General features: G+C 66.0%; 26 protein-coding genes. All 26 read left to right on the top strand.

Annotated elements, in window-relative coordinates; translation table 11 throughout:
• On the top strand, positions 1-141 hold a 141-nt coding region (locus tag FOY53_RS24165; RefSeq protein ID WP_222435310.1), incomplete at its 5' end, for a DUF6378 domain-containing protein.
• Complete coding sequence (locus tag FOY53_RS21315) at positions 138-770, top strand: hypothetical protein (protein WP_146592335.1); 633 nt, start codon at positions 138-140, stop codon at positions 768-770. The genes FOY53_RS24165 and FOY53_RS21315, both read left to right, overlap by 4 nt.
• A gap of 225 nt (positions 771-995) precedes the next feature.
• Positions 996-1,589: a hypothetical protein gene (locus FOY53_RS21310; RefSeq protein ID WP_146592334.1), complete on the top strand. Its 594-nt coding sequence runs from the start codon at positions 996-998 to the stop codon at positions 1,587-1,589.
• Positions 1,586-2,476 carry a hypothetical protein gene (locus FOY53_RS21305; RefSeq protein ID WP_146592333.1) on the top strand — a complete coding sequence of 297 codons (891 nt, stop codon included), beginning with the start codon at positions 1,586-1,588 and terminating at the stop codon, positions 2,474-2,476. The genes FOY53_RS21310 and FOY53_RS21305 overlap by 4 nt, the downstream gene beginning before the upstream one ends.
• Before the next feature lie 112 nt (positions 2,477-2,588).
• Positions 2,589-3,296: a hypothetical protein gene (locus FOY53_RS21300; RefSeq protein ID WP_146592332.1), complete on the top strand. Its 708-nt coding sequence runs from the start codon at positions 2,589-2,591 to the stop codon at positions 3,294-3,296.
• 124 nt (positions 3,297-3,420) lie between these two features.
• Positions 3,421-4,077, top strand: a complete 657-nt coding sequence (locus FOY53_RS21295; protein WP_146592331.1) for a DUF1441 family protein — start codon at positions 3,421-3,423, stop codon at positions 4,075-4,077.
• On the top strand, positions 4,077-6,215 hold the full coding sequence (locus tag FOY53_RS21290) for a terminase gpA endonuclease subunit (protein WP_146592330.1): 2,139 nt from the start codon (positions 4,077-4,079) through the stop codon (positions 6,213-6,215). Before FOY53_RS21295 ends, FOY53_RS21290 begins: the two co-directional genes overlap by 1 nt.
• A 3-nt stretch (positions 6,216-6,218) precedes the next feature.
• Complete coding sequence (locus FOY53_RS21285) at positions 6,219-6,422, top strand: phage head-tail joining protein (protein ID WP_146592329.1); 204 nt, start codon at positions 6,219-6,221, stop codon at positions 6,420-6,422.
• Between the two features lie 2 nt (positions 6,423-6,424).
• On the top strand, positions 6,425-7,867 hold the full coding sequence (locus FOY53_RS21280; protein ID WP_146592328.1) for a phage portal protein: 1,443 nt from the start codon (positions 6,425-6,427) through the stop codon (positions 7,865-7,867).
• Entirely contained in the window at positions 7,857-9,989 is a 2,133-nt protein-coding gene (locus FOY53_RS21275) for a head maturation protease, ClpP-related (protein WP_146592327.1), read from the top strand. Before FOY53_RS21280 ends, FOY53_RS21275 begins: the two co-directional genes overlap by 11 nt.
• A gap of 100 nt (positions 9,990-10,089) precedes the next feature.
• Positions 10,090-10,422 (top strand): DUF2190 family protein, encoded by a 333-nt coding sequence (locus FOY53_RS21270; RefSeq protein WP_146592326.1) that lies wholly within the window; start codon positions 10,090-10,092, stop codon positions 10,420-10,422.
• 4 nt (positions 10,423-10,426) lie between these two features.
• Entirely contained in the window at positions 10,427-10,750 is a 324-nt protein-coding gene (locus FOY53_RS21265; RefSeq protein WP_146592325.1) for a head-tail joining protein, read from the top strand.
• Positions 10,747-10,929 (top strand): hypothetical protein, encoded by a 183-nt coding sequence (locus tag FOY53_RS21260; protein ID WP_146592324.1) that lies wholly within the window; start codon positions 10,747-10,749, stop codon positions 10,927-10,929. The genes FOY53_RS21265 and FOY53_RS21260 overlap by 4 nt, the downstream gene beginning before the upstream one ends.
• A gap of 38 nt (positions 10,930-10,967) precedes the next feature.
• Positions 10,968-11,336, top strand: coding sequence for a hypothetical protein (locus FOY53_RS21255; RefSeq protein ID WP_146592323.1), 369 nt, complete (start codon positions 10,968-10,970; stop codon positions 11,334-11,336).
• 24 nt (positions 11,337-11,360) lie between these two features.
• Positions 11,361-11,753, top strand: coding sequence for a hypothetical protein (locus tag FOY53_RS21250; RefSeq protein WP_146592322.1), 393 nt, complete (start codon positions 11,361-11,363; stop codon positions 11,751-11,753).
• Positions 11,750-12,244 (top strand): hypothetical protein, encoded by a 495-nt coding sequence (locus tag FOY53_RS21245; protein ID WP_146592321.1) that lies wholly within the window; start codon positions 11,750-11,752, stop codon positions 12,242-12,244. The genes FOY53_RS21250 and FOY53_RS21245 overlap by 4 nt, the downstream gene beginning before the upstream one ends.
• A gap of 20 nt (positions 12,245-12,264) precedes the next feature.
• Positions 12,265-12,393 carry a hypothetical protein gene (locus tag FOY53_RS24020; RefSeq protein ID WP_281289606.1) on the top strand — a complete coding sequence of 43 codons (129 nt, stop codon included), beginning with the start codon at positions 12,265-12,267 and terminating at the stop codon, positions 12,391-12,393.
• The gene (locus FOY53_RS21240) at positions 12,386-14,557 is read left to right on the top strand and encodes a hypothetical protein (protein WP_146592320.1); all 2,172 of its coding nucleotides are present in this window, start codon (positions 12,386-12,388) and stop codon (positions 14,555-14,557) included. Before FOY53_RS24020 ends, FOY53_RS21240 begins: the two co-directional genes overlap by 8 nt.
• On the top strand, positions 14,554-15,243 hold the full coding sequence (locus FOY53_RS21235) for a hypothetical protein (RefSeq protein WP_146592319.1): 690 nt from the start codon (positions 14,554-14,556) through the stop codon (positions 15,241-15,243). The genes FOY53_RS21240 and FOY53_RS21235 overlap by 4 nt, the downstream gene beginning before the upstream one ends.
• Entirely contained in the window at positions 15,234-15,818 is a 585-nt protein-coding gene (locus FOY53_RS21230; RefSeq protein WP_146592318.1) for a hypothetical protein, read from the top strand. Before FOY53_RS21235 ends, FOY53_RS21230 begins: the two co-directional genes overlap by 10 nt.
• Positions 15,815-16,216 (top strand): DUF6950 family protein, encoded by a 402-nt coding sequence (locus tag FOY53_RS23275; protein ID WP_186766704.1) that lies wholly within the window; start codon positions 15,815-15,817, stop codon positions 16,214-16,216. The genes FOY53_RS21230 and FOY53_RS23275 overlap by 4 nt, the downstream gene beginning before the upstream one ends.
• 4 nt (positions 16,217-16,220) lie before the next feature.
• Positions 16,221-18,818, top strand: a complete 2,598-nt coding sequence (locus tag FOY53_RS21225; protein WP_222435308.1) for a phage tail protein — start codon at positions 16,221-16,223, stop codon at positions 18,816-18,818.
• Positions 18,819-18,916: 98 nt separating this feature from the next.
• Positions 18,917-19,216, top strand: coding sequence for a hypothetical protein (locus FOY53_RS21220; protein WP_146592316.1), 300 nt, complete (start codon positions 18,917-18,919; stop codon positions 19,214-19,216).
• Positions 19,213-21,351, top strand: a complete 2,139-nt coding sequence (locus FOY53_RS21215; protein WP_146592315.1) for a hypothetical protein — start codon at positions 19,213-19,215, stop codon at positions 21,349-21,351. The genes FOY53_RS21220 and FOY53_RS21215 overlap by 4 nt, the downstream gene beginning before the upstream one ends.
• Positions 21,352-21,353: 2 nt before the next feature.
• The gene (locus FOY53_RS21210; RefSeq protein ID WP_146592314.1) at positions 21,354-22,193 is read left to right on the top strand and encodes a hypothetical protein; all 840 of its coding nucleotides are present in this window, start codon (positions 21,354-21,356) and stop codon (positions 22,191-22,193) included.
• Positions 22,194-22,259: 66 nt separating this feature from the next.
• Entirely contained in the window at positions 22,260-22,718 is a 459-nt protein-coding gene (locus FOY53_RS21205) for a hypothetical protein (RefSeq protein ID WP_146592313.1), read from the top strand.
• The last annotated feature ends 126 nt before the right edge of the window (positions 22,719-22,844 follow it).

Genomic DNA, 22,844 nt, shown 5'->3' with positions numbered 1-22,844 from the left:
ACCCCGGCGCAGGTCTGCATCCTGCTGGCGGACCTCAAGACCTGCCGCGCCTGGGGCAACCCCGGGCACAGCGACAACTGGGTCGATCTGGCGGGCTATGCCGCCTGCGGTGGCGAGCTGGCGGCGGGGGATGAGGCATGACTCAGCCGCATCTGGGCGTGGTCCTGGCCGACGATCTGCCGGAATATCCGTTCTCGATCGACGAGCGAATCGACAGCCATTTCTTCATGCCCTGGGAGCGGCGGCGCTGGCTGAACAGCGACATGCGCCTGAAGGCCACGCCCGAGTGCCGGGCCTACTACTTCGATCTGATCTGCATCAGTTACGAGCAGTCGCCCGTCGGCACATTGCCGGATGATCTGTTTGTGCTGTCGCGCCTGCTGCATGTGGACCAGGCGCACCTGAGCGCCCTGTGCCGTCTCGACTACGGGCCGCTGCACAAGTGGACGCGGTGCCTGTGCGACAACGGCGAGATCCGGCTGCAGCACCGGTTTGTCACCAAGACCCTGACCGATGCGATCTCGCGCAAGGAGGACAACCGCGCCAAGACCGAGGCCGCGAACAGCGCCAAGCGCTTCCAGCGGCTGCGCAGCGCCGTCGCAGGGTTCCACGCGGATCTGGCCAGGAACGACGCCGCAATCCTCTGGATGGATGAATGGCTGAACCGGCAGGGCAACCCGTACCGCAACGCGTCGTGGATCGAGCGGGCCATCGGCGAGTGGTCGAACCATACGATGTCCCACAACCTGGCGCGAAACCGGTCGCGGTGACGGCCGCGCAAACTGTCCTGCGGACACTTCGGACACTCCGGCGGACAGTCTGAGGACACTCTGTCGGGAAAGTGTAAACGAAACAACGGCTTGAAGGAAGTGTCCCGAAGTGTCGCCGTCGACAGGGACAAAGACAGAGACAGAACAGAGAGACTGACGATCGACCGACACCGGAACGGGATCACCTGTGGATAAGTCGGATGTGCTGAGAAAAGGGGACAGGCCATGACGGATCAAACGGACCAGACAGAGACCAAGCGGGACCGGGTGCGCAGGCTGGTGATCGAGCCGCTGACGGGGCGCGGCTTCCGGTTTCCGCGGGTGATGCCCGAGGCGGATCAGCGCAAGGCGCTGGACGCCCTGGCCGACGCGCTGACCTACATGAGCGACGAGGGCCTGCGCCGGGTGTCCGAGGCGCTGCGCACCAAGGGTGAGGGTTCGGCGAAATGCTTCTGGCCCTGCCTCGCCACGGTCGAGGGCTTTGCCGAGGTCTGCGAGCGCCGCCCGCTGTCCGAACTGCCCGCGCTGCTGCGCTGGTTCGCCAGTGCCGCCGGGCACGAGGCGCTGATCGGCGACCGGCTGGTGGCCGAGTATCTGTTCTGGCAGGACCGCAAGCGCCCGCCGGTGCATCCCCGCGACCGCGAGATCGTGGCGCGGCGCGCGGTCGAGATGGCCTCCAAGGCCGAGCGCATCCGTGACCGCATCGGGCGCGGGTTGCAGCCCTTTGATGACGATGGCGAATGGCTGCGCTGGTACGAACACCTGGGCAAGCGGGTGAACGGCTATGTCTCGGCGGATCAGCAGGGGGATGCGGCATGATGGCGGTGCGTCTGCCCCAGGTGTTTCTGGTCGACCCGGTTGGCGGCATCTGTGCGATGTCCGAGACCGAGCGCACCGATGTCGCCCTGCGCCAAATCCTGCGGCGGGCAGCGCCGCCCGCGTCCTGCGGGCCCGCGATGATCACCGCCCCGGCGCGCGGGCCGATGCAGGCCTTTTCACCGCGCGAAATGGTGCTGACCGAGGGCGGGCGCGCTGTCTCGCGCCGGGCGGGGTACCTCGGCCGGGATGCGGCACGGGTGGCGGACGCCTTTGACCTGATGACGCTGCAGGCGCAACGTGCGCATCCGGCCCGGGTTGCGGCTGCCGAAAAGGCGCATCCGGCCCGGGTCGCGGCTGCGCGTGCCGCGTATGACGAAAGGTCTGCCCGGGCGCAGGCCGAGGGCCACCGGGTGCGCAAATTCAGGCCGCCGGAGTTCGTGCCGCCTGCCTTTGTCGCGCCCTTCACCCACGGTCAGGTCAGCGCGGCGCGGGATTATGCGGCACTGGCCGAGCGGTGCGAGAGCTCCGGACTGAAATGTTCCTCTGTCGAGGCGACGGGTGGCGGATCCGGCAACGGCAACCGCGAAGAGGCGATGCTTGCGGATTTCCAGCTTCTACGCTGCTTGCGGTACCGTATCGGCGACGGACTGGCAAAAGAGGTGCGGCGCCACCGGCCCAGCCGGACCGGTGGCAAGCGTTCGGCAATCCGGGTCCGGACGCTTGTCGATCAGGTCTGCATCGGCGGGCTGTCGATCGATGCTGTTCTGAAATCTCACGGCTGGACCGGCAGGGATGACGCACCCAGACGGGCGCTGATGGCCGCTTTGCGTAGTGCGCTTGACCGGATGCAGGGCTTTGATCTGGTGCGACCACAAGATTTGGATTGACAGTTAAAGGAACCGCTGGCATCACTTGTGACATCATCACCAAATGCGCCCGGAGTGGATCCCCCACTGCCGGGCGTTTCTGTTTCCGCCGCTCTTGCAGGCGCCCGGATCAATGTCCGTCGCGCAGTCGGTCAGGACAGGGTTGCCGCTGGCCGGGCTGCGAGAGGACGGGCGCACCCGCAAGGATGGGCAGGTATCTGGAATGTTCGACATTTCGGCGGACTTCGCGAGGGCGGAGCGCATTCTCTCTGATCTCGGGCGCAGGCAGCTGCCCTTTGCCATGGCGCTGGCGATCAACGACACGGCGGTCGACGTCAAGGATGCCGAAGAGCGGGGCATTCGCGAGACCTTCGATCGACCGACACCGTTCACGCAACGGGGCCTGTATGTGCGCCGCGCCAGCAAATCGCGCCTGAGCGCCGAGGTCGGCATGAAGCCGGTGCAGGCCGGATATCTGGAGCTTCAAGCGAAGGGCGGCGCGCGCAAACCGAAGGGGCGTGCCCTGGTGGTTCCGGTCTCGGCGCGGCTGAACAAATACGGCAACCTGCCGAAGGCGGCGGTTGCGCGCGCCAAGGCGCGAAGCGACGTCTTTGTCGCCAGCCAGAAGGGCGGATCGCGCGGCCTGAAAGGGGGGGTGTACCAGCGCGGCAAGAGTCGCAGGGGCAAGCCCGGTCGGTTGAAAATGCTGGTCGCCTTCGAGCCGCACGCAAACTACGAGGCCCGCTGGGATTTCCAGAAGACGGCGATGGGCCGCGCCCGCCGGGAATTCGAACCACATCTGATCCGGCGCCTCAAAGCGGCCATCGCTTCCGCAAAATAGCGACGGGTCCTTCCCCAGCCCCCACCGCACGCGGGTAATTCGCGCCCCGTTGGTTTTGGGGGGGGTGGCGGTGGTGCGGGGTATCAGATGAGGTTGTTGTTATTGTTATGAAAGGAAAAACTGCGTGACCTTTGATCTTGAGGATGCGCTGCGCCGTTATCCTCTGCCCGAGGATATCGCGGATGTGGTGGTCAACCGGGGGCAATGCGCCACGGCTCTGGGTGTTTCTGAAAACATCGTGACGAAATATCTGGATCAGGGCATGCCGGTTCTGTCCAGAGGGTCGAACGGACAGGCCTACGAGTTCCAGATGTCCGAATGTTTCGCCTGGAAGATGGCGCGCGATGAGGCCAACAAGGCCCGGCGGGATGCCGGTGATCGAGTGGCGGCGCAGATGTCGCTGATGTTCCGCGGGGCGGATGAGGACGGGGCGGACGAGGGTCCGGTTCTGACCGCCGATCAGATCATCAAGGAAAGCCAGGCGGACTATGCCCGCAACAAGGCGGCCGAGGCGCGGCGCGAGCTGGTCCGGGCGGCGCGGGTGCGCGAGGCCTTCGAGGACATGCTGATAGTGGTGCGCACGCAGGTCGTGTCGCTGGTCGATTTTGCGGAAATGGAATTCGGGCTGACACCGGAACAGGTGCGCAAGATGCAGGTGCGCTGCGATGGCACCCTGGTGCAGATGCGGCAGGAATTCAGCCAGGCCTGCCCGGGTGAGGTGGCGCTGCTCTCGGCGCATCATCCGCTCGACGCGGACGGACCCGAGGCCGATCGCGCCTGATGGTCCAGATCACCGATGCCCGGATCGGCGCGGCGCTGAGCTTTGCGCCGCTGCCACCGCTGGTCACGCCCCATGAGCTGCTGGCGGATGCGCTGCCGGTTCTCGATCCCCCGAGCCGGTTGTCGGTGACCGATGCGGCCGAGCGCTATGTGCGGATCCAGACGCAGGGCGCCTGGCAGAGTTTCGACCGCACGGTCACGCCCTACATGGTCGAGCCGACGGACATCACCCAGTCGCGGCTGTTCACCGCCGTCGCCTTTGCCGGGCCGTCGCAGTCGGGCAAGACCAAGATGCTGGAGACTGTCGCCTATCACGCGATCACCTGCGATCCGCGCCCGGTGCTGGTGATCCACATGACCAAGGGTGACCGCGACAAGTGGGTCGAGGAAAAGCTGGACCCGTCGATCCTGAACAGTCCAGCGCTGTGCGAGCGGCTGGGCCGCGCACGCGAGGACAGCACCTTCGGGCGCAAGCGGTTTCGCGGCATGCGCCTCACCATCGGCTATCCGACACCGACGATCCTGTCGGCGGGCACCTATGGCATGGTGCTGCTGACCGATTACGACCACATGCCGCTGATGCTGGGCGGGGCACAGAACCCGGAGGGCTCGCCGTTCCGCATGTCGATGCAGCGGATCAAGACCTTTCTCAGCCGGGGCAGTGTGCTGGCCGAGGGCAGCCCGGCGTTTCCGGTGAGTGATCAGGGCTGGCGCGCCGGACCCGAGGCGCCGCACGAGATGCCGCCGGTCGCAGGTGGCATCATGATGCTCTACAACCAGGGCACCCGGGGCCGCTGGTACTGGGAGTGTCCGGACTGCAGCGAAGAGTTCGAGCCGCGGTTCGACCGCCTGGTCTATGACGACGCGCTCGATCCCGGCGTCGCGGGCGCGGCGGCGGAGATGGGGTGTCCGCACTGCGGCGCGCTGATCGGCCACCGTCACAAGGTGGAACTCAACCGAGCGGCGCTGGCCGGGCGAGGCGGCTGGCGGCACGAGGGACCGGAGGGTCGGCTGGTGTCGATCGAGGATCCGCAGGTGCGGCAGTCGAACATCGCCAGCTATGCCCTGAACGGCGCGGCGGCGACCTTTGCCAACTGGCGCGACCTGGTGGCCAACTACGAGGAGGCGCGGCGCCGGGCCGAGGCGCTGGGGGATGACAGCGAACTGGCCGGTGTGCATTACACCGAGATCGGCATCTCGCACCGGCGTCTGAAGAAGGACGGCGAGGACGAGATCGGCGTCCAGTATCTGCGCGATCACATGCAGAAGGCCCGGCGCGGGGTGGCGCCGGGCTGGACGCGGTTCATCACCATCACCGTCGACGTGCAGGGCACCTGGTTCCCGGTGCAGGTCACCGCCTGGGGCATCGACGGCAGCTGTCAGGTGGTCGACCGGTTCGACCTGACCCAGCCGCCGGAGGATGCACCCAACGCCAGACCGGACGCCGAGGGCAACCGGCGCCGCCTCGATCCGTCGCGGTATCTCGAGGACTGGGCGGTTCTGGAACCGCTTTGTGATCGGGTGATTCCGATCGAGGGCGAGACGCATGGTCTGAAGCCGATCGCAGTGGCGGTGGACTTTCAGGGCAAGGCCGGGGTGTCGGACAATGCCGAGGCGTTCCTGAGCGCGCGCAAGCGCGACGGGCAGGGTGGCGTCTGGCGGCTGACACGCGGGCAGGGTGGCTGGCGCCTGCCGTTCCGGGTGCGCTACGAGGCGCCCGAGCGCGGATCCAGGGGCAAATCGGCCCGGCAGATCAAGCTGCTGACCATGGCGACGGACCGGCTGAAGGACACGGTCGACGCGATGCTGCGCAAATCGGCCGGCGGGGCCGGGGCGATGTACCTGCCCGAGTGGATGACCGACGAGGAACAGGTGCAGGAATACTGCGCCGAAGAGCGCAGCGGCGACGGCTGGAAACCCAGGCAGGGGATCCTGCGCAACGAGGGCACCGACCTCACCGTGCAGGCCCGCGCGCTGGCGGAACACAAGGGCCTGCTGCGGCTCAATCCGGACGCGCCGCTGCCCTGGGCGGTTGGCGGGCTCGACAACATCAACGCCGTGCCGCTGGGCAAGGCGGCATCCGGTCGACCTGCGGCAAGGCCGGAGGCGCCGATGCGCATCAATTTTCTGAAGAGGTAGACCATGGCCTATTCGCAGACCGACATCGACGCCCTGAAGGCGGCGGTGGCCAAAGGTGTGACCCGCCTGCGCATGAACGGCGAAGAGGTCCAGTATGGATCCCTGGCCGAAATGCGCCGCCAGATCCGGGTGATGGAGGACGAGCTGGCGGGCGCGAACAGCGGCGCCATCACCGTGAGCTATCCCCACACCTCGCGGGGGTTGTGAGCATGAACTGGCTGGACCGGGCCATCGTGGCGGTCTCTCCGGTGCGGGGCCTGCGCCGGGTGCAGGCCAAGGCCAGGGCATCGGTGGTGATGAACTATGACGCCGCCTCGAAAGGGCGGCGCACCTATGGCTGGAAGGCCCCGGGCACCGCGGCGGATTCCGCGGCGGGCGCCAACCGTGCGCGGCTGCGGTATCTGAGCCGTGACATGATCCGCAACCGGTCGCTGGCGGTGCGCGGGCAGGCGGTGATCACCGGCAACGTGGTCGGGACCGGCATCATGCCGTCGGTGCAGATGCCCGATGACGGCGATGCGACGGGCGCCATGGAGGTGGTGCGCGATCACCTGCTGACACCCGCGATCGACACCTATGGTGTCAATGCGCTGCCCGGGCTGCAGACGCAGGTGATGAACACGGTGTTTGCCGACGGCGAGGTGCTGGTGCGGCGAAGGATGCGCGATCTGCGGTTCGAGCCGGGACTGACACTGCCGTTCCAGATTCAGGTGCTGGAGATCGACCACCTGGACGAGACGATCGTCAGCCATGGCCAGAACGAGGTGATCGACGGCATCGAATACGGCCCCACCGGCAAGGCCGTGGCCTATCACCTGTTCGACCAGCATCCCGGCGACAACCGCCGGATCACCTCGGGCCGTTTCACCAGCACCCGGGTGCCGGCACAGCAGGTCCTGCACATCCGTCGTCTCGACCGTCCGGGGCAGATGCGCGGCGTGCCCTGGCTGGCGCCGGTTATGATGACGCTGGGCGAGCTCAGCGACTATCAGGAGGCGCAGATCCTGAAACAGCGGATCGCCGCCCTGCTGGCGTTCTTTGTCGAGGCCGGTGAGGACGGTGCGGTCTACGAGGGCAAGGACCTGGAAGAGATCGGGCCGGGATCTGTCGTCGGTCTGCAGGCGGGGCAGAAGATGTCAGCCTCGCAGCCGCCGACCGTCGACGGCTATCCGGATTTCATGCGCGAGGGCATCCGCACGATCGCCACCGGGCTGGGGCTGACCTACGAATCCTTTGGCGATCTCACCGGCGTCAATTTCAGTTCGGGTCGGATGGGCCGGATGGAAATGGACCGGTTCATCCAGGTCTGGCAGCAGCAGATCATCATCGGGCAGTTCTGCAACGGCATCGCCCGCTGGACGCTGGACGCCTGGCGTCTGGTGCAGCTGGGGCAGTCACTGCCGCCGGTCCCGAAGGCGCTGGAGTGGACCGCGCCGCGCCGCCCGCTGATCGATCCGTCCAAGGAGATCGGCGCTGCGGTCGAAGAGATCGAGGCCGGTCTGAACAGCCGCCAGCGCAAGCAGCGCGAGATGGGACTCGACCCGGACGTGATCGCCCGCGAGCGGGCCGAGGACGCGGCGCGCTCCGGTGCCCCGGTCAGGGCCGCGCCGCCACCAACACAGAGCGAAGAGGATATGCAAGATGCAGGGTGACGACCTGATCCTGAACGGAGAGATCATCCTGGAGGGAGACGTGCTGTCGCATGACTTCTGCCAGTTCATGGAAGGTGGGTGTTTTTCCGCCCGCATGGTGCGCGAGGCGCTGTCGCGGTTTTCGGGGGATGTGACGGTGCGGGTCAATTCCGGCGGCGGTGATCCCTACGAGGGCGAGGCGATCCGCGCGGCAATCGAGGCGCATCCGGGACGCGTGACCGTGGTCATCGCCGGGGTCGCGGCCTCGGCGGCCTCGCTGATGATCATGTCCGCGGACCGCATCGAGATCAGCGCCGGATCCTTCATCATGATCCACAACCCGAGCCGGTGCCTGTGCGGTACTGCGGATGAGCTGCGCCGCCATGCCAGCGACCTGGACCAGATGGCGGCGGTCTATGCCGGCGTCTACGCCGCCCGAAGTGGTCAGACCGCAGCGCAGGTCATGAGCCTGATGGATGCCGAGACATATTTTGGTCCTGCCGAGGCCGTCGCCGCCGGGTTCGCCGACGCCATTGTCGGCGCGGAAGGCATGCCCGCGGTGCCGATCGCCGCGGTGATGGCGCTGCATGCGGCCTCGGTCACCAACCTGCGCATGTGCGCGGACAAGTTCTCAGCGTCGGGCCCTGCGCCCGCCGTTCAACCGACCGGGACCGCCGGTCGCACTCAGGCCGCAGTGGCCGCAACCCAGGAGGTCCATATGGATCCTGAAGAAAACCCGGCGGTCCAAGCGCCCGCCACTCCGCCTGTGCCGCCCGTATCGGTCACACCCCAGACCCCGCCTGCGACTGCACCGCTGCAGGTCAGCATGCAGGCCCCCGACACCGCGGCGATCACCGAGCGCGCGATGCAGGCCGAGCGCGATCGCCAGCGCGGGATCCGCGACATGGCGCGCCCCTTCATGTCGGCAGGTCAGCTGAGCGAGGACCAGGTGAACACCGTGATCGACGAGGGCACCTCTCTGGCCGCGGCTGGCAGCCGGTTCATGACCGTCATGGCGGCATCGGCGCCGATCACCGGTTCCGGTGGCGGGATCCGCATCACCCGGGACGAGACCGACACCCGGATCGAGGGCCTGGTCTGCGCGATGATGCGCCAGTACGACGGCCCCGGTCAGCAGTTCCGCGGGATGCGCCTGAGCGGCCTGGCGATGCATCTGGCGGGCAACCGGCAGGGTCATGACCGCAACCGCGCCATGCAGGTGGGCTTCCGCTCGACCACGATGCTGGGCGGGGCGCATGGCGTCAGTGATTTCGCCTATATCACCACCGAGGTGATGAACCGCAGCCTGATCGCCGAATACGACCGTCGCGGGGCGAACTGGAGCATCGTCGCGGGCACGCCGCTCGAGGCCAGCGATTTCCGCGAAATGCATGCGGTGCGCTTCGGCGGCGACTTCCAGCTGAAGACCGTCAAGGAAAACGGCGAATATCACGAGGCCACACTGGCCGATGGCGCCGATGGTCTGGCGGTCGAACGCCGGGGCCGCACCATCAGCCTCACCTTCGAGGCGGTGGTCAACGACGACATGGGCGCGTTCCAGCGGATCCCGCGCGAATTCGCCATGGCGGCGCGGACCATGGAAAACAGCATGGTCTGGAAGCTGATCCGCACCAACGCGGCGCTAAGTTCGGATTCGACGGCGCTGTTCGCGACCGGCCACAAGAACCTGGCCGCAAGCGGCGGCGCGATCTCGGCCACCACCGTCGGTGCCGCGCGCAAGGCGATGTGGGAACAGACCGCCTATGGGTCGAAGGATTCCGACGACTTCCTGCAGGTTGTTGCCGATCGTCTGCTCGTGCCGCCCGCGCTGGAACTGGCGGCGATGCAGTTCGCAGCCTCCACCACCCCGGTCAAGGACAGCGAGACCAACCCGTTCAAGGACAGCCTGACGCCGTCGACCATTCCGCATCTCGGCGCGGCCGCCGGCGGGTCGGACACTGCCTGGTATCTGATCGCCTCGGATCTGCCGCCGGTCAGCGTGGCCTATCTCTCGGGTTACGAGTCGCCGACGGTGCAGACGATCGAGGGCATGAACCCGGACAAGGTGACGATGAACGCCCGCCACATCTTTGGCGCGGCGAACACCGAATTCCGCGGCTCCTACAAGAACCCGGGCGCATAGGCCCACCCTGAACCAGCATGTTCCCCGGACGGGCGGCGTGGTGCCGCCCGTTTTCCTTTCCGCCCGCCGGATGGCAGGCCCGATCTCATGAGGTGATCCCATGAAAAACTACATTGCCCCCGGTGAGCACATCACCGTCGCCGCGCCCTACGATGTGAGCGCAGGCGGTGGCGCCCTTGTCGGCGCTGTCTTTGGTGTCGCGCAGGCGGATGCCGTGAGCGCCGCTGATGTCGTGCTGGTGCGCCGCGGCGCCTTCGAGCTTGCCAAGACCAGCGCCCAGGCCTGGACGGTCGGGGCAAAGCTCTATTGGGATGACACCGCCAAGGTTGTGACCACCACTGCCACCGCCAACACGCTGATCGGCGCTGCCCTGGCCGTGGCCGCCAACCCGTCCGCGACCGGCACGGTGCTGCTTGACGGCGCGATCCGCTGAGCCTGTGGCCAGTGTGTTTGACGGCATGGCCGGAGTTCTGGGCGCGGTGCTCGGATCTTCGGTCATCTGGACCCCGGCTGGTGGCCCGGCCACAGCCATCGCGGCGGTGTTCCGCGAGACCCCGGTTGCCGAGCCGGACGACGAGGGCCGCGAGATCCTGGTGACCATGCCGGTGCTGAAGGTGCAGCGTCCTGCGGCCGACGGCATCGGCCGGGGCGACATCATCGCACCCGACAACGGCAAGACCTACCGCATCCTGAACCGGCACCCGAGCGGCAGCCCTGCCTCGGATGCCTTTGTCCTATTCGAGCTGGAGATCGTGACATGACCAAGGAACCCAGGGAGCGCATGCGCGCGCTGATGAGCCGACCGGAAAAAGCGGGGCGCAAGGCGCTGAAGCGCGGCGAGGAATACGACGCCACGCCACAGGAGGCGCGTGACGATGATCGTCGCGGGCTCGGTGAGCGGGTCAAGGTCACCACGCCCGCGAAGGCCAAGCCCGACTGATGCACCCGCGCAGTGAAATCCGGACTGTCCTCCGCACGATGCTCGCACATTCCTTTCCGACCTGGACCGTTCTGCGGGCCTGGACCCAGAACATCGATCCGTCTGCCCTGCCGGCCGTCGCGGTGTTCACGCCGCGCGAGACGCAGCGGCAGGACGGGGTGCGCAGCTATTCTGCCGAGACAGAGGTGTTTGTGCAGATGCGCCGCAGTGGCGGCGATGACCTGGAAGACACTCTGGACGATGACAGCACCCTGATCGAGTGCTGCGTGATGCCGGTGCTGCTGGAGATCGACGAGCATGCGCAGCTGGTCAGCACCGACATCGATATCGGCACCGAAGGCGAACACCGCATCGGCAAGCTGAACATGGCGTTTCGCACCATGCGCCTGTTCGACAAGACCTACTGAAACCCGCAGAAAAGGAGCCGCCAGATGGCACGGCATATTCTGAAAAACATGGTCGTCACCGTTGGTGGCAATGCGCTGGACGGTGTCCGCAGCATGGAGATCGAGGAAACGGTCTCGGACACCGATCTGACCGCGGCCGGGGACACCTGGCAGGATCACGACACCGGCATTCCGGGCTGGACCGCCAGCCTGACCCTGCTGCTGGATCACGCCGCGGGGGCAAATCAGGGCCTGCGCGCCGGGGATGTGGTCGCCTTCGAGGGCTATTCCGAGGGTGATGCCATCGGCAAGACCTACTGGTCCGGGTCCGCCTCGGTGCTGTCCCACAAGCACGGCGGCAGCTATGACGGCGAGGGCACCCGCGACTATTCCCTGAAGGGCAAGGGCGCGCTGTCTTCGGCGGTGGTGTCGGCATGAGCCAGATCCTTGCCAAACTGCAGGCGGTCCACTCGGGCCGCAAGATGGTACCGGTCCATGTGCCGGAATACGACATGGACCTGCACTTTCCGCCACTCACGGTTGCGGATCACGAGCGGATCCGCAAGGGCATCAGCCCGAAGGACGAACACGCGCTGATGGTGTCGGGCCTGATCCACATGGCCCGGACGGCGGACGGCAGTCCGGTTTTTGAGCGGACACCGCAGATCAAGGCCGAGCTGCACAGGATGGAGCTGCACGTGCTGCAGCGCATCATGCGCCAGGCCTCGGGCGGGATCAGCGATGCGGCCGCGGCCGAGATCGGCGCCCTGGACGAAGAGGCACTGCGCGCCGCACTGCTGTCGCTGGCGGGGGAGGACGCACCGATCCTGACGGCGGCGGTCCGGGCGGCAGAGGAGGGCGTGCTGGTCGGCGCGCTGGCGCAGATGGTCGAGCAGTACGAGGCTGCGCAGCCGGTAAAAAACGGCTGAGGGGTGACCGGCAGGCGCAGGTGATCTGCCGCATTGCCGTCGCCCTTGGCAAATATCCCCACCAGGTGATGACAGAGATCCCGATCGCGGAGGTCGAGATTCTGGACGCCTATCTTGAACTGCTGGATGACGAGGCCCGCAATGCTTGACCTTCTGAAGTTTTCCATATCGGCGGCGGACAGGTTCACGCCCCAGTTCGGGAAGCTGAAGTCCGAGCTGGGCGGGGTGAAGGGCGCGCTGGCCGGGGTGTCGGACCATGCCAGGCGGGCAGGCCAGGGGATGCGCAACATCGGCGCCGGCATGTCCGCCGGGATCACGGCGCCAATTGTGTTGCTTGGGCGCAGTGCCCTGGAAGCGGCGAAAAACACCCAGGAATCGCAGTCCATGTTTGATGCGGTGTTTAGTGAGACCGCTGGTCAAACCCGCGAATGGTCTCGCACCCTTGCGGCTGAAATCGGGCGGTCGTCTTACGATCTGCAGAACCAGGCGGCCGAGTTTCAGCAGATATTGGGGAAGATGGCGCCCGACAATCAGAGTGCCTCTGAAATGTCCCGGGTGCTGACAGGTCTTTCGCAGGATCTGTCTTCATTTTTCAACACCACGGAGGGCGATGCTGCGGCGAAACTTCGTGCAGGGCTTATCGGAGAGGCAGAGCCGTTGCGGCAGTTCGGGGTTCTGATCACGGCGGCCACTGTCGAGCAGAAGGCCCTGTCCATGGGGCTGGCGGAAACAAAAAAGGGAATTACTGAACAGGACAAGGTTCTTGCGCGATACCAGCTTATCCTCGAGCAGACCTCTACGGCACAAGGCGATGCCGCGCGGACGGCAGACAGCTTGACGAACCGACAGCGTGCTCTCGGTGCCGCATTGAGCGACATCAAGATCACCATTGGCACATATCTCATTCCGGTGTTCACAGATTTGACCGGCATGCTTCTCGATGTGGTCAAGCGGTTTGGAGATTTGTCGCCGAAAGTTCAAAAGACCATCGTGGTCTTCGGCGGGATCGCGGCCGTGGCCGGGCCGGTGCTGGCGTTCTTTGGCGCGGCGGTTCTGGGGCTGACAGCCCTGACCGGTGCCTTCGCCACCATGAGTGCGGTGCTGCTGGCAAACCCGATCGGGCTGGCCATCGCGGCGGTCGCGGCGGGGGCGTATCTGATCTACCGCAATTGGGAATCGGTCAGCGGCTGGTTTCAGGGGTTGTGGGAGCGGGTCAGGGGCGTCACTTCTGCCGCCTGGCAGGGGATCAAGTCGCTGCTGTCGCAATACACGCCGGACTGGCTGAGGACCGCCTGGGGCAATCTCGGGACGTGGTTTGCCACACAGTGGGACGCCGTGCGTGGCTCGATCCTGATCGCCTGGGACGGGATCAAGGGTCTGCTGAGCGGCACCTACAGCCCGCAGCAGCTGATCCATGAGGCCTGGGAGGGCATCGGTGGCTGGTTTGCCGAGCTGGCCCCCGAGGTGAAAGCGGCCTTTGTCACCATCTGGGAGGCGATCAAGACCGAGGTCGGCTCCTGGCCGGGGCGGATGATCCAGTTCGGCAAGGACACGGTGAGCGGCCTGATCTCGGGTCTTCTGAGCGGTGAAGGCAAGGCGGTCAGCGCCGGGCGCAATCTCGGGCGCAAGGTCGAGGGTGCTGCGCGGGATGCGCTGCAGACAAAATCGCCGTCCCGCGTGTTCATGGATATCGGGCGCGATGTCGCCACCGGGCTGGGTCTGGGCATCGCGGAAAATGCCGATGCCGCGCTGTCCGAGGCACAGAAACTGGCCGAAGGTGTGGCGGCCACCGGCGAACAGGCCCTGGGTTTCATGGGCACGGTCCGGGAGGGGGCAAAAAGCATTTTCCGCGACGTGCTGACCCGGTCACAATCCTTCAGCGCGTCGCTGAGGTCCGTGCTGTCGGGCATTGGCAGCCGGTTGATCGACACCGGTATCTCGGGGTTGATCGATGCGGTCTGGCCGTTTGCCAGCGGCGGCGTGATCGCAGGGGGACGTCAGATGGCCTTTGCCGGCGGCGGGGTGGTGAACGGCCCGACCTATTTCGGCATGCAGGGCGGCACCGGCCTGATGGGAGAGGCGGGCCCGGAGGGCATCCTGCCGCTGGCCCGGGTCGGCGGCAAGCTGGGGGTTCGGGCCTCCGGCGGAGGGACTGGCGGTCCGGTCAACGTGCAGTTCACCATCAACGCCCAGGGCGCGCAGTTGGGTGTCGCGCGGCAGATCGAGGATGCCCTGCGGGCCTTCGGGCCGCGCATGGTCAGCGAGTCCGTGCAGGCGATGTATCAGAGCAATCGCGAGGTGCCTTTCCGATGATCAACGTCTACGCCTGGCCCCCGGTTGGCGCCCGCGGCACCGAATGGACCGAGGTCGCTCCGGTGCAGGAGAGCCGGTCGATCATCACCGGTGCAGACTACACCTCTGCCGCACAGCGCATCCGGCGCATGGTCACCCTCAGCGTGTCGGGCCTGCGCGGCGGCGACCATGCCGGGTACATGGAAGTGCTGAAGCGTTATCTGGCCGGAATTCACGCGGTCCGGCTCTACAGCGCTCCGATCAACAAGCACCTCGCGGCGGCGCGCCGCGATGTTCTCCTGTTCTCGGAAGCGACCCTGACCGGTACGACCGGAACGGATGCGGGTGGCTGGCCGGTCATCACGGTGTCAGGCCTGCCGGTCAGCAGCCTGATCGCGCGACCGGGAGAGTTCCTGACGGCGTTTGTCGACAGTGAGGACCTGGTGGGTGTCACGGTGCAGATCGCAAATCCGGCCGTTTCGAACGGCAGCGGGGTGGCGGTTGTCCGCCTTTTCGAACCACTGCCCGCGCTGACCGGAGTCGGTGTCCGCGTAGGTGCATCGGACACCGGTGTTTTCAAACCGGTGCGATACCCCCGGGCGGTGCAGCCGGTGCAGGGCGACTGGACCTATGACTGGGAGTTCCGGGAGATTTTTGAGGATGAGGTTGGCGCGGGCGGTTTCGTGGAGGTGAACCCATGGTCATAAAGCGCGACATCGAACCGGAAACCCTGACCGCCATCAGCGACCCGGCGGGGTTCTATCCCATCGTCCTGTTCCACGTCGACTGGCCGGACGTGCCTGTCTACGGGCATACGAACAGAGGCACGGTGACATGGAATGCGCAAAGCTGGACCGGTGTCGGCAATGCCGCCAACATCCGACTTCCGGGCGACGGTCAGGGCATGGCTGCGCAGGAGGCCTCGATCGGTGTCTGCGGATTCGGCGACGATCTGGACGACTATCTTTCGTCTGACGCCCGGGACCGGGTCGCGCTGATCTATTTCGGCGCGGTGACCACCCGCGACGGCGCCACACTGATCGGCCAGCCCTTCGAGGTTTTCTCCGCGAGCATCAACGGGGTCGAGGATCTGACCGAGGCGGTCGCAACCGGCCGCACCCGGGGGCTTTCGGTGGCACTGGCATCCCTGCCGTCGCAGCGCTCGGCCGCGTCCGTGTATCACAGCTATCAGGACCAGTCGCGCCGATACCCCGGCGACACCGCGGGGCGGCTGATCCTGAATGCCGAGCGCAACTATCGCGGCATGCGGTGGCCGCGATGATCACGGCCGAGGATGTCGTCAATGCCGCCACGGATGCGATGGGCGGGCCGTTCGGCTGGGAGGGCGCCAGCGATTGCAGCGTGACCGCCTGTGATGCCTTCCTGAACCTCACGGGGATTGATTTCGGGGCTGGCCTTCGGGGCACGTACAGCACGCGTGCCGAGGCTCTGGCACTGATCAGGGCGCGCGGCGGATTCCTTGCCATGTGGAGAGCGCAGGCGGTGCGTTGCGGGCTTGTGACGGGCGCGGAGCAATCCGGATCGATCGGTGTCCTGGCGTCTGATGGAGTCAACTTCAGAACGCTCGGTCTGTGCATCCGCCCCGGCCTCTGGGCGGCCAAATCGCAAAGCGGCCTCAGCTTCTGTCCGGCAAATGTGGAGCAATTCTGGAATGCGTAAATGGTTGCTCATCACAACTGCGGTGGTCGGTGTCTGGTTCGAGCCAGCAGCTGCAAACGCAGATCCGGTAACCTTTGCGCTGGTGGCAAACGGTGCCAGTTTTTGGGGAGCTGCAGCGGCGACCTACGGATCGTTTGCCGTCGCCGCGATCCGGATCGGCGCGGGACTGATTTTCTCGTACCTGGGCAGACCCGCAGCTCCGGATCTGCCGAGTCTGAAATTTGACATTCAGGCCCCGACGTCGCTGCCCGCGAAGCGCTATCTCTATGGCAACTTCCCGATGACGGGCACCCCGGCGCCGTGGCGGGTGAACGGCAGCCGCCTTTATGGCTGCCTGATCCTGAACAGCCGACCATCCGCGGGCACCAATTTCAGCCTCACGATCGACGGCCGCAAGTGTTCGATCCACTCCGGTGACCTGTTTGATTTCTCGGGACCGGGCGCAAAGATCGAGATCGAGGAGAGTTTTCCGGACTGGGATCCGACGGAGCAGCAGTTTCTGTGCTGGCTCGGGCTGGGGGACCAGACCGGCCCGCCCGCCGATATCGTTTCGAAGGTGCCCGATCTGTTCTCTGCGAGTGACGCCTGGCAGGGCCAGACGGTTCTTTGGGTGAGTATCTCGGCCGGAGGGTCTGAAGAGAAGCGCGCGAAGCGCTGGCCGAACGGCGTCCCGCAGATCGAGGTCAGGATGGACTGGTCGCTGGTCTGGAGTCCGAACGCGCCGTCGCAGGACAAGGATGATCCGGCCACATGGACCTACTCCGACAATCAGGCGCGTTGCCTGCTGGATGCGATCCGGCAGAACCCGATGCGGGCCTACACCGACGAGCAGATCCTGCTGGATCAGTTCACCTTTGCCGTGGAGGTCGCCAACAACCAGATTCCGCTTTGGCATGCCAGTATCGCGGCCGGTGCGGAGGTCACCGAGCCCAGGTACCGGGTTGCGACCGCCATCGACTGGTCAAAGGGCGAATTGATGGACCTGATCAGGCCGCTGGCCGATGCGGGGGCAGGGCGGCTGACGACAATCGGCGGGCGCATCGGCTACATCCCGGGAGACTACCAGGCGCCGGTCTACACGATGAGCGACATTCTGGACGACCAGCCTGTCACCTTCACGGTTCTCGGGCCCAAGCGCGATGTGCCGTTCGCGCTCAAGGGCACCTGGACCAGCGCGGAAAACTCTTTCGAGACGGCAGAACTGGCACCGATCCTGGTGTCGGGTGGATCGACCAGACCCGATCACATCGACGATTGGGATCTGCCCGCCGTTCCCTCCGGCACCCAGGCGCAGCGGGTGACCCAGATCGAGGCGCGGCGGCGGGCAGCACAGAAGCGGCTGACCTGTGTTCTCCCGCCCAATGCGATCAAGCTGCTTCCCGGTTCCGGCGTCACCGGCGCCTGCCCGGCACCGTTCACCCGGTTCAACATCGGCTGGCAGGTGCTCGAGGCCAATCCCGGCGTCTGGCTGCAGGACGGTGACAGCGGCAAGGTTGCCTTCCGGGTGCCGGTGACCATGGCCGAGGAGTCCGCGTTCATTTATGACTGGGACCCCGAGACCAATGAACAGATCATCGAAAGCGAGGATCTGGTGGCAATACCGGGGCCCCTCGGCAGCGTCGCCAACCTCGCGGCGGCGACGGTGGAAATCAACAGCGCCGGTGCCACGATCCTGATGATCGAGTTCAGTTTTGATCCGATCACAAATGCCGTGGTCGACCAGTACGAGGTGGCGTGGCGCGAGGACGGCGAGACCATGTTCATCCCGCTGCCGGACATCCCGGCAAACGCGATCGATGACTTCGGCAATGTCTCGGGCCGCTTCGGGCCTGTCGAATTCGGAGTCGCCTATGACCTGGGGGTTCGGCCCAGCGGTCCGACAAGCGAGGGTGAGTGGGCCTACGTCTATGGCATCACCGCCGGGCTGGGGGTTGCCAGCGCTGCCGGTACGCCGGTTCCGGGCGGGCTGGACGTCACCGGAACGGCGCCGGGCACCACCATCTTCAAGGGGTTCCGGCTGTTCCGGGCAGACGTCGGCGATACATACGATGACGCCGTCAAGGTCGGTCAGCAGATTCTGGTCGAGCCGGGCGAGGTCTTTGACATCACCTTCGGTCCCGACTTTGCCACCGACATCGTCACCGATGGCGGTTTCGACACGCCCGCGTCCTGGACCCTCGAAGAGCCGGGATGGTCGGTTTCCGGCAGCAAGGCGCTGCATTCCGATGCCTCGGCGGCCGACGGCAGGATCTCCCAGGTGCACTCGATGACCGCCGGTGCCGTCTACCGGATGTCGGTGGATGTGCAGGCGTTCACCGGCGCGGGCAACGCGCTGTTCCAGATCCTCGGCGACACCGTTGTCGGCAGCCCGAGCTTTACCGGCACGGGTGTAGTCGTGCGCGAACTCACCGCACCGGCCAACCCGACCGCAATTGCGATCCGGGCCCAGACCACACGTGGCCTGACCCTCGACGACATGATGGTGGTCCGGTCGGTGGCCGGAATGCTGCCCGCCGGCATGGGGCACTACTGGTTGGTCCCGGTGACCGTCACCAATTCGCTCGGCACGCCCTACGACCTCGGCGTGCAGCGCATTCCGTAACACCCGGCCCGGCAGCCTCTGACTGGTTCCGGCGGCCCGGACAACAAGCGGCACGCCGTCGCCGCCTGGGATTTTCACGATAAAATGAGGAGACAGGCATGACCTGTAGAATTCGCCCGCACACGCGCGGCGCGACTTTTCGCATGCGTGACGTGCTGCCGATGGATCTGACCGGCTACACCATCAGATCCCAGGCCGTCGCCGGGAATTTTGTCACCGATCTGGAGTGCCGCGTCGTGGACGAGGCGGGCGGGGTCATCGAGGTCGAGCAGTCGGCCGCGCTCACCGCCGCATGGCCGCTCGGGATGATGTCCATGGATGTCCGTGCCCAGCTTGGTGACGAGGTGGCCTTTTCCGAAATTCTCACCATCCACGTTTTGAAAGGGGTCACGCAATGAGCGGACTGACGATGATCGGCGGCGGGCGCGCCGGGCCGTCCACCTATGATGTCTATGTAGAGGTGCAGACGGCGGCAGGCGCTCCGGTTCTCTCGAAGGCCGCATGGATTGCGCAGATCCCTGTTGATGCCGCGCCCTGGGTCTACGACCCCGCAAGCCCGGACTGGTCATCCGCGACCACTTACGGCGTGAAGCGGGCCGTGCAGCATGCGGGCAGCCTCTGGTATGCATTGCAGGTCACGCAGGGCACCGCTCCCGGCTCCGATCCGGCCGTCTGGCAGAAGCTTGTCGATGGCATCGACATCGCTCTCTACAATGCCCTCCTGTCGGATGCGACGACCGAAAAAACCGAAGCGATCACTGCAAGGATCGCCGCCGAGGCGGCGGAAGCGGGTGCGGAAACCGCGCTGGAGTCCGTGCTGGTCGCCGCGGCGTCGGCTGGCCAGTATCTCTCGGCAGCGGCCGGACTGGCAGGCACGGCCGAAGGTGGCACCTTCTTTGCGGTCGACGGCGCGTACCTGCAATATTACAGCCACGATGCCGGTCCCGTTGCCACGCCGATCGGCATCCGCCTGCCGCTCTCCGGTGCCATTGACGCTCTGATCGAGGTCACCGGCACGCAGGCCAGAACCTTTGGCGAGGATGGTCGCTACAACCGCTCCGGAGTCGACTTCGCCGAAATCGGGACAGGGCGCCGCGCCATTGTCCGGCACCGGAACGGATCCCGGATCTATGACATTCCGGTGTTTGGCCAGGTCAACGGCGTGTCCGGTGTTGCGGAGCCGTCGCGCTGGGAGCGGTCACTGCCCTACAGCGGCGCGGCCGCCATCATCGGGCAGAACCGTCAGCGAGTACAGAGCGCCACCTTCGTGACGCTGATCGCAGATCCGGGCCGTTGGATCCGGTCCGGTTTCACGGCTGTCACCATCGGAAAGAACCGCCGGGTCATCCTCGATCTGTTCAGCGCCGGGTCGGGCGCAAACGTGCCGACGACGCCCGGGATCCAGTATGCCCCCTGGTCGGACGGCACCGACGTATTCACGGACCGGCTGGACACTGGGATGACGGTGCAGGTCAGCGAAGGCGGCGGCAACAACACCGGCCCGTTCCTGCAGGACGGCAGGGTGTTCTGGAACTCGGATCGTGCCGGTGTCGGACCCTACGAGCCCGCCGCGATCGGAGGGCGCTATTTTTCACCGCCGGATCGCGCCGACGAGCACCCCGTCATCCCGCTCTACTGGCTTGCCTGCTTCGGGGACAGCACCACGGCGGGCACCGGTGGCTGGCCTGCGTTCCTCGATCGGTCCGATCTGGACCCGGCCCTGGACTGGACCATCCCGACCATGAATTTCGGGCGCAGCGGCAACACGGCGCTGGGGATCGCGTCGCGCTACTGGGCGGTCGAGGTCAGCTACAACTGCCCCATCATCCCCGGCGACACCTCACCCGTGGTTGTCACCGAAAGCAGCACCTGCGAGGGCAATCCTCTTGAGACGCGCCATGACGTGACCGGATCCTGTCATGGCTACGTCGTCAGTGATCCCGATGCGGACCCGATGACCGGCACTCTGGTGCTGCTCAGCTATGACGATGAAACCGGCCAGTTCAGCATCGCGCGCTACGCTGCCGGGGAGGCACTTCCGGCTGGGAAATACCACTTCTACGCGCAGCCCACGGCGCTGCTGGCAGGTGGCCTCAATCCGCCGCCGACCGATCCCACGGCGCCGAATTTTCAGGATGCCATCCTTGTCCTGCTGATCGGGCGCAACAGCAGCGAGGACCCGCGCGGCGTCTTCGAGGTGACGCAGAAGATCGTGGCGGCCCACAAGCCACTGTCGAAACGCATGATCCTCATGCCCTGGATCCACGGGCAGGACGAGGTCATCGGCTCGGTGGATTACAATTTCCGGAAACTGGCCCTGAGCCTGTTCCGGGACGAGTGGCCGGACAACACGCTCGACATCGTGCCATGGCTGCAGGCGGCGAATGATGGCTCGCCCGAGGATCTGGCGGCCATCGCCAATGATGTCCCGCCACCCAGCACCATGACGGACAACGTTCATCCGAACAACACCGGCCGGGCGGCGATCGCCCGCGGTGTCATCGATTTCTGCACTGACAAAGGTTGGAGATGACCATGGCCTATATTCAACAGATTCCGGTGAATGGCACCGGCGACAAACTCTACCCGGATGCGGCGATGGACGCCGGAACACGCGGGTTGCTCGACATGCTCGACCCCTGGTCCTGGGGCGGCACCCTGCCTGCGAACGGCGGCCTGTCCGTGGGCGATGGCCCGAAGAACTACCCGCTGGCCGAGGATGGCTGGATCGAGGATGCGGCGCGGGCGGTCACATCGACCATGCTGACCGTCGGCGGCGGGATCCGCTTTGTCGACACCGACGATATCCTGCGCCTGCCGGTCGGGTTCCGGCACAAGGTCGACGACCGGCATGTCGGGCTCATTTACTGGGCGAAGAACCTGCCGGATCCGCTGGGCGCGGGGTCGAGCAACACGATTTACGCCTCGGCCACCGCGGCTGCATCCTACAACTTTTCCATTGGCGCCGCCTATGGCGACCCGGGTGTCGTGACCGAAGCCCGGGTCAGGACGGGATACTCTGCCGCCAGCATCCTGCCCACCGTGCTGCGCGATGCCATGTTCGATGGCGCGCTGCATCAGATCGGTGTGGAGTTCGAGCTGTCGTCGGATGACGCCTCGATTGTCTACAGCAGTTACCTGGACGGGTTGTTCATCTCTTCGGCGACCCGGACCGTCACCGGCACCATGTTTGCCCCGACCTCGGCAGAGTATGCGGCGTTTGGCCAGCATCCGGTCGGTGGCAGCACCATGAACGGGACACTCTGGCGGGCGATGATGCAGGAGCTTGAGGTCGAAGGCGCGCGGGCCTTCGCGGACACCGTCGCGCTGGACTACGAGATCAACAAGGCGCGCATTCTCGCCGTCTCCGGCTGAACCCGCAGCGCGGGGCAGGGTGGTGACCTTGCCCCGCTGTCCCATCTGCCCGGCGAAAGTCTGACCATGTCCTCAAACAAAGCCTTCGTGCATCTCTCGACCATCGAATACGCGGCCGCGGGCGGCATCTTCGGCTGGGGTCTGTGGATCCTCGCCTGGGGACCGGGGGCGGCGCTGTCGGCGCCCGCCTTTGATGCCCTGCGCGCCATGGCGCAGCCCTGGCCACCGTTCCGTGTCTACGGGGCAGGGTCGGTGCTGATCGGCGCGCTCTACACCGTGGCCATCGCGATCAACGGGCGCGGCATGTACTGGACGCCGGCGGTGCGGCTGCTGTGCTGCCTGTTCGCCATCCTGTTTCTCGCCAACCTCACCGCGGCCATCGCGCTGGTGCAGCCCAGCTCCACCGGCGTCTACACCTACGGCGCCCTGACGGTGCTCTACACGGCGCTGCTCTGTGCCAATCTCAACCGCTTTTCGCTTTCCGTGCACATGATCTGGGGCCGTATCCGTGACCGGACTTCCTGAGACGATCGAGGCGATCACCGACGCCTTCCTGCGGCTCGGGTTGTCCAATTTCATCCTGATTGCCTTCGTGCTGGCGGTGGTGATCGCGGTGGTGCGCGGCCGGGTGGCCGGGGTCACCGCCAAGGA

Origin of the sequence: Puniceibacterium confluentis, assembly GCF_007923445.1 — a bacterium.
GTDB classification, from domain to species: domain Bacteria; phylum Pseudomonadota; class Alphaproteobacteria; order Rhodobacterales; family Rhodobacteraceae; genus Puniceibacterium; species Puniceibacterium confluentis.
Note: the sequence above shows the minus strand (reverse complement) of the source record. Positions and strands in the feature narration are given on the sequence as shown.

Excerpts from the sequence above, each read along its gene's own strand:
- FOY53_RS21315 (WP_146592335.1), top strand. The coding sequence starts at position 138 with ATGACTCAGCCGCATCTGGGCGTGGTCCTGGCCGACGATCTGCCGGAA.
- FOY53_RS21310 (WP_146592334.1), top strand. The coding sequence starts at position 996 with ATGACGGATCAAACGGACCAGACAGAGACCAAGCGGGACCGGGTGCGC.
- FOY53_RS21305 (WP_146592333.1), top strand. The coding sequence starts at position 1,586 with ATGATGGCGGTGCGTCTGCCCCAGGTGTTTCTGGTCGACCCGGTTGGC.
- FOY53_RS21300 (WP_146592332.1), top strand. The coding sequence starts at position 2,589 with ATGTCCGTCGCGCAGTCGGTCAGGACAGGGTTGCCGCTGGCCGGGCTG.
- FOY53_RS21290 (WP_146592330.1), top strand. The coding sequence starts at position 4,077 with ATGGTCCAGATCACCGATGCCCGGATCGGCGCGGCGCTGAGCTTTGCG.
- FOY53_RS21285 (WP_146592329.1), top strand. The coding sequence starts at position 6,219 with ATGGCCTATTCGCAGACCGACATCGACGCCCTGAAGGCGGCGGTGGCC.
- FOY53_RS21280 (WP_146592328.1), top strand. The coding sequence starts at position 6,425 with ATGAACTGGCTGGACCGGGCCATCGTGGCGGTCTCTCCGGTGCGGGGC.
- FOY53_RS21275 (WP_146592327.1), top strand. The coding sequence starts at position 7,857 with ATGCAGGGTGACGACCTGATCCTGAACGGAGAGATCATCCTGGAGGGA.
- FOY53_RS21270 (WP_146592326.1), top strand. The coding sequence starts at position 10,090 with ATGAAAAACTACATTGCCCCCGGTGAGCACATCACCGTCGCCGCGCCC.
- FOY53_RS21260 (WP_146592324.1), top strand. The coding sequence starts at position 10,747 with ATGACCAAGGAACCCAGGGAGCGCATGCGCGCGCTGATGAGCCGACCG.
- FOY53_RS21255 (WP_146592323.1), top strand. The coding sequence starts at position 10,968 with ATGCTCGCACATTCCTTTCCGACCTGGACCGTTCTGCGGGCCTGGACC.
- FOY53_RS21250 (WP_146592322.1), top strand. The coding sequence starts at position 11,361 with ATGGCACGGCATATTCTGAAAAACATGGTCGTCACCGTTGGTGGCAAT.
- FOY53_RS21245 (WP_146592321.1), top strand. The coding sequence starts at position 11,750 with ATGAGCCAGATCCTTGCCAAACTGCAGGCGGTCCACTCGGGCCGCAAG.
- FOY53_RS21240 (WP_146592320.1), top strand. The coding sequence starts at position 12,386 with ATGCTTGACCTTCTGAAGTTTTCCATATCGGCGGCGGACAGGTTCACG.
- FOY53_RS21235 (WP_146592319.1), top strand. The coding sequence starts at position 14,554 with ATGATCAACGTCTACGCCTGGCCCCCGGTTGGCGCCCGCGGCACCGAA.
- FOY53_RS21230 (WP_146592318.1), top strand. The coding sequence starts at position 15,234 with ATGGTCATAAAGCGCGACATCGAACCGGAAACCCTGACCGCCATCAGC.
- FOY53_RS23275 (WP_186766704.1), top strand. The coding sequence starts at position 15,815 with ATGATCACGGCCGAGGATGTCGTCAATGCCGCCACGGATGCGATGGGC.
- FOY53_RS21220 (WP_146592316.1), top strand. The coding sequence starts at position 18,917 with ATGACCTGTAGAATTCGCCCGCACACGCGCGGCGCGACTTTTCGCATG.
- FOY53_RS21215 (WP_146592315.1), top strand. The coding sequence starts at position 19,213 with ATGAGCGGACTGACGATGATCGGCGGCGGGCGCGCCGGGCCGTCCACC.
- FOY53_RS21210 (WP_146592314.1), top strand. The coding sequence starts at position 21,354 with ATGGCCTATATTCAACAGATTCCGGTGAATGGCACCGGCGACAAACTC.
- FOY53_RS21205 (WP_146592313.1), top strand. The coding sequence starts at position 22,260 with ATGTCCTCAAACAAAGCCTTCGTGCATCTCTCGACCATCGAATACGCG.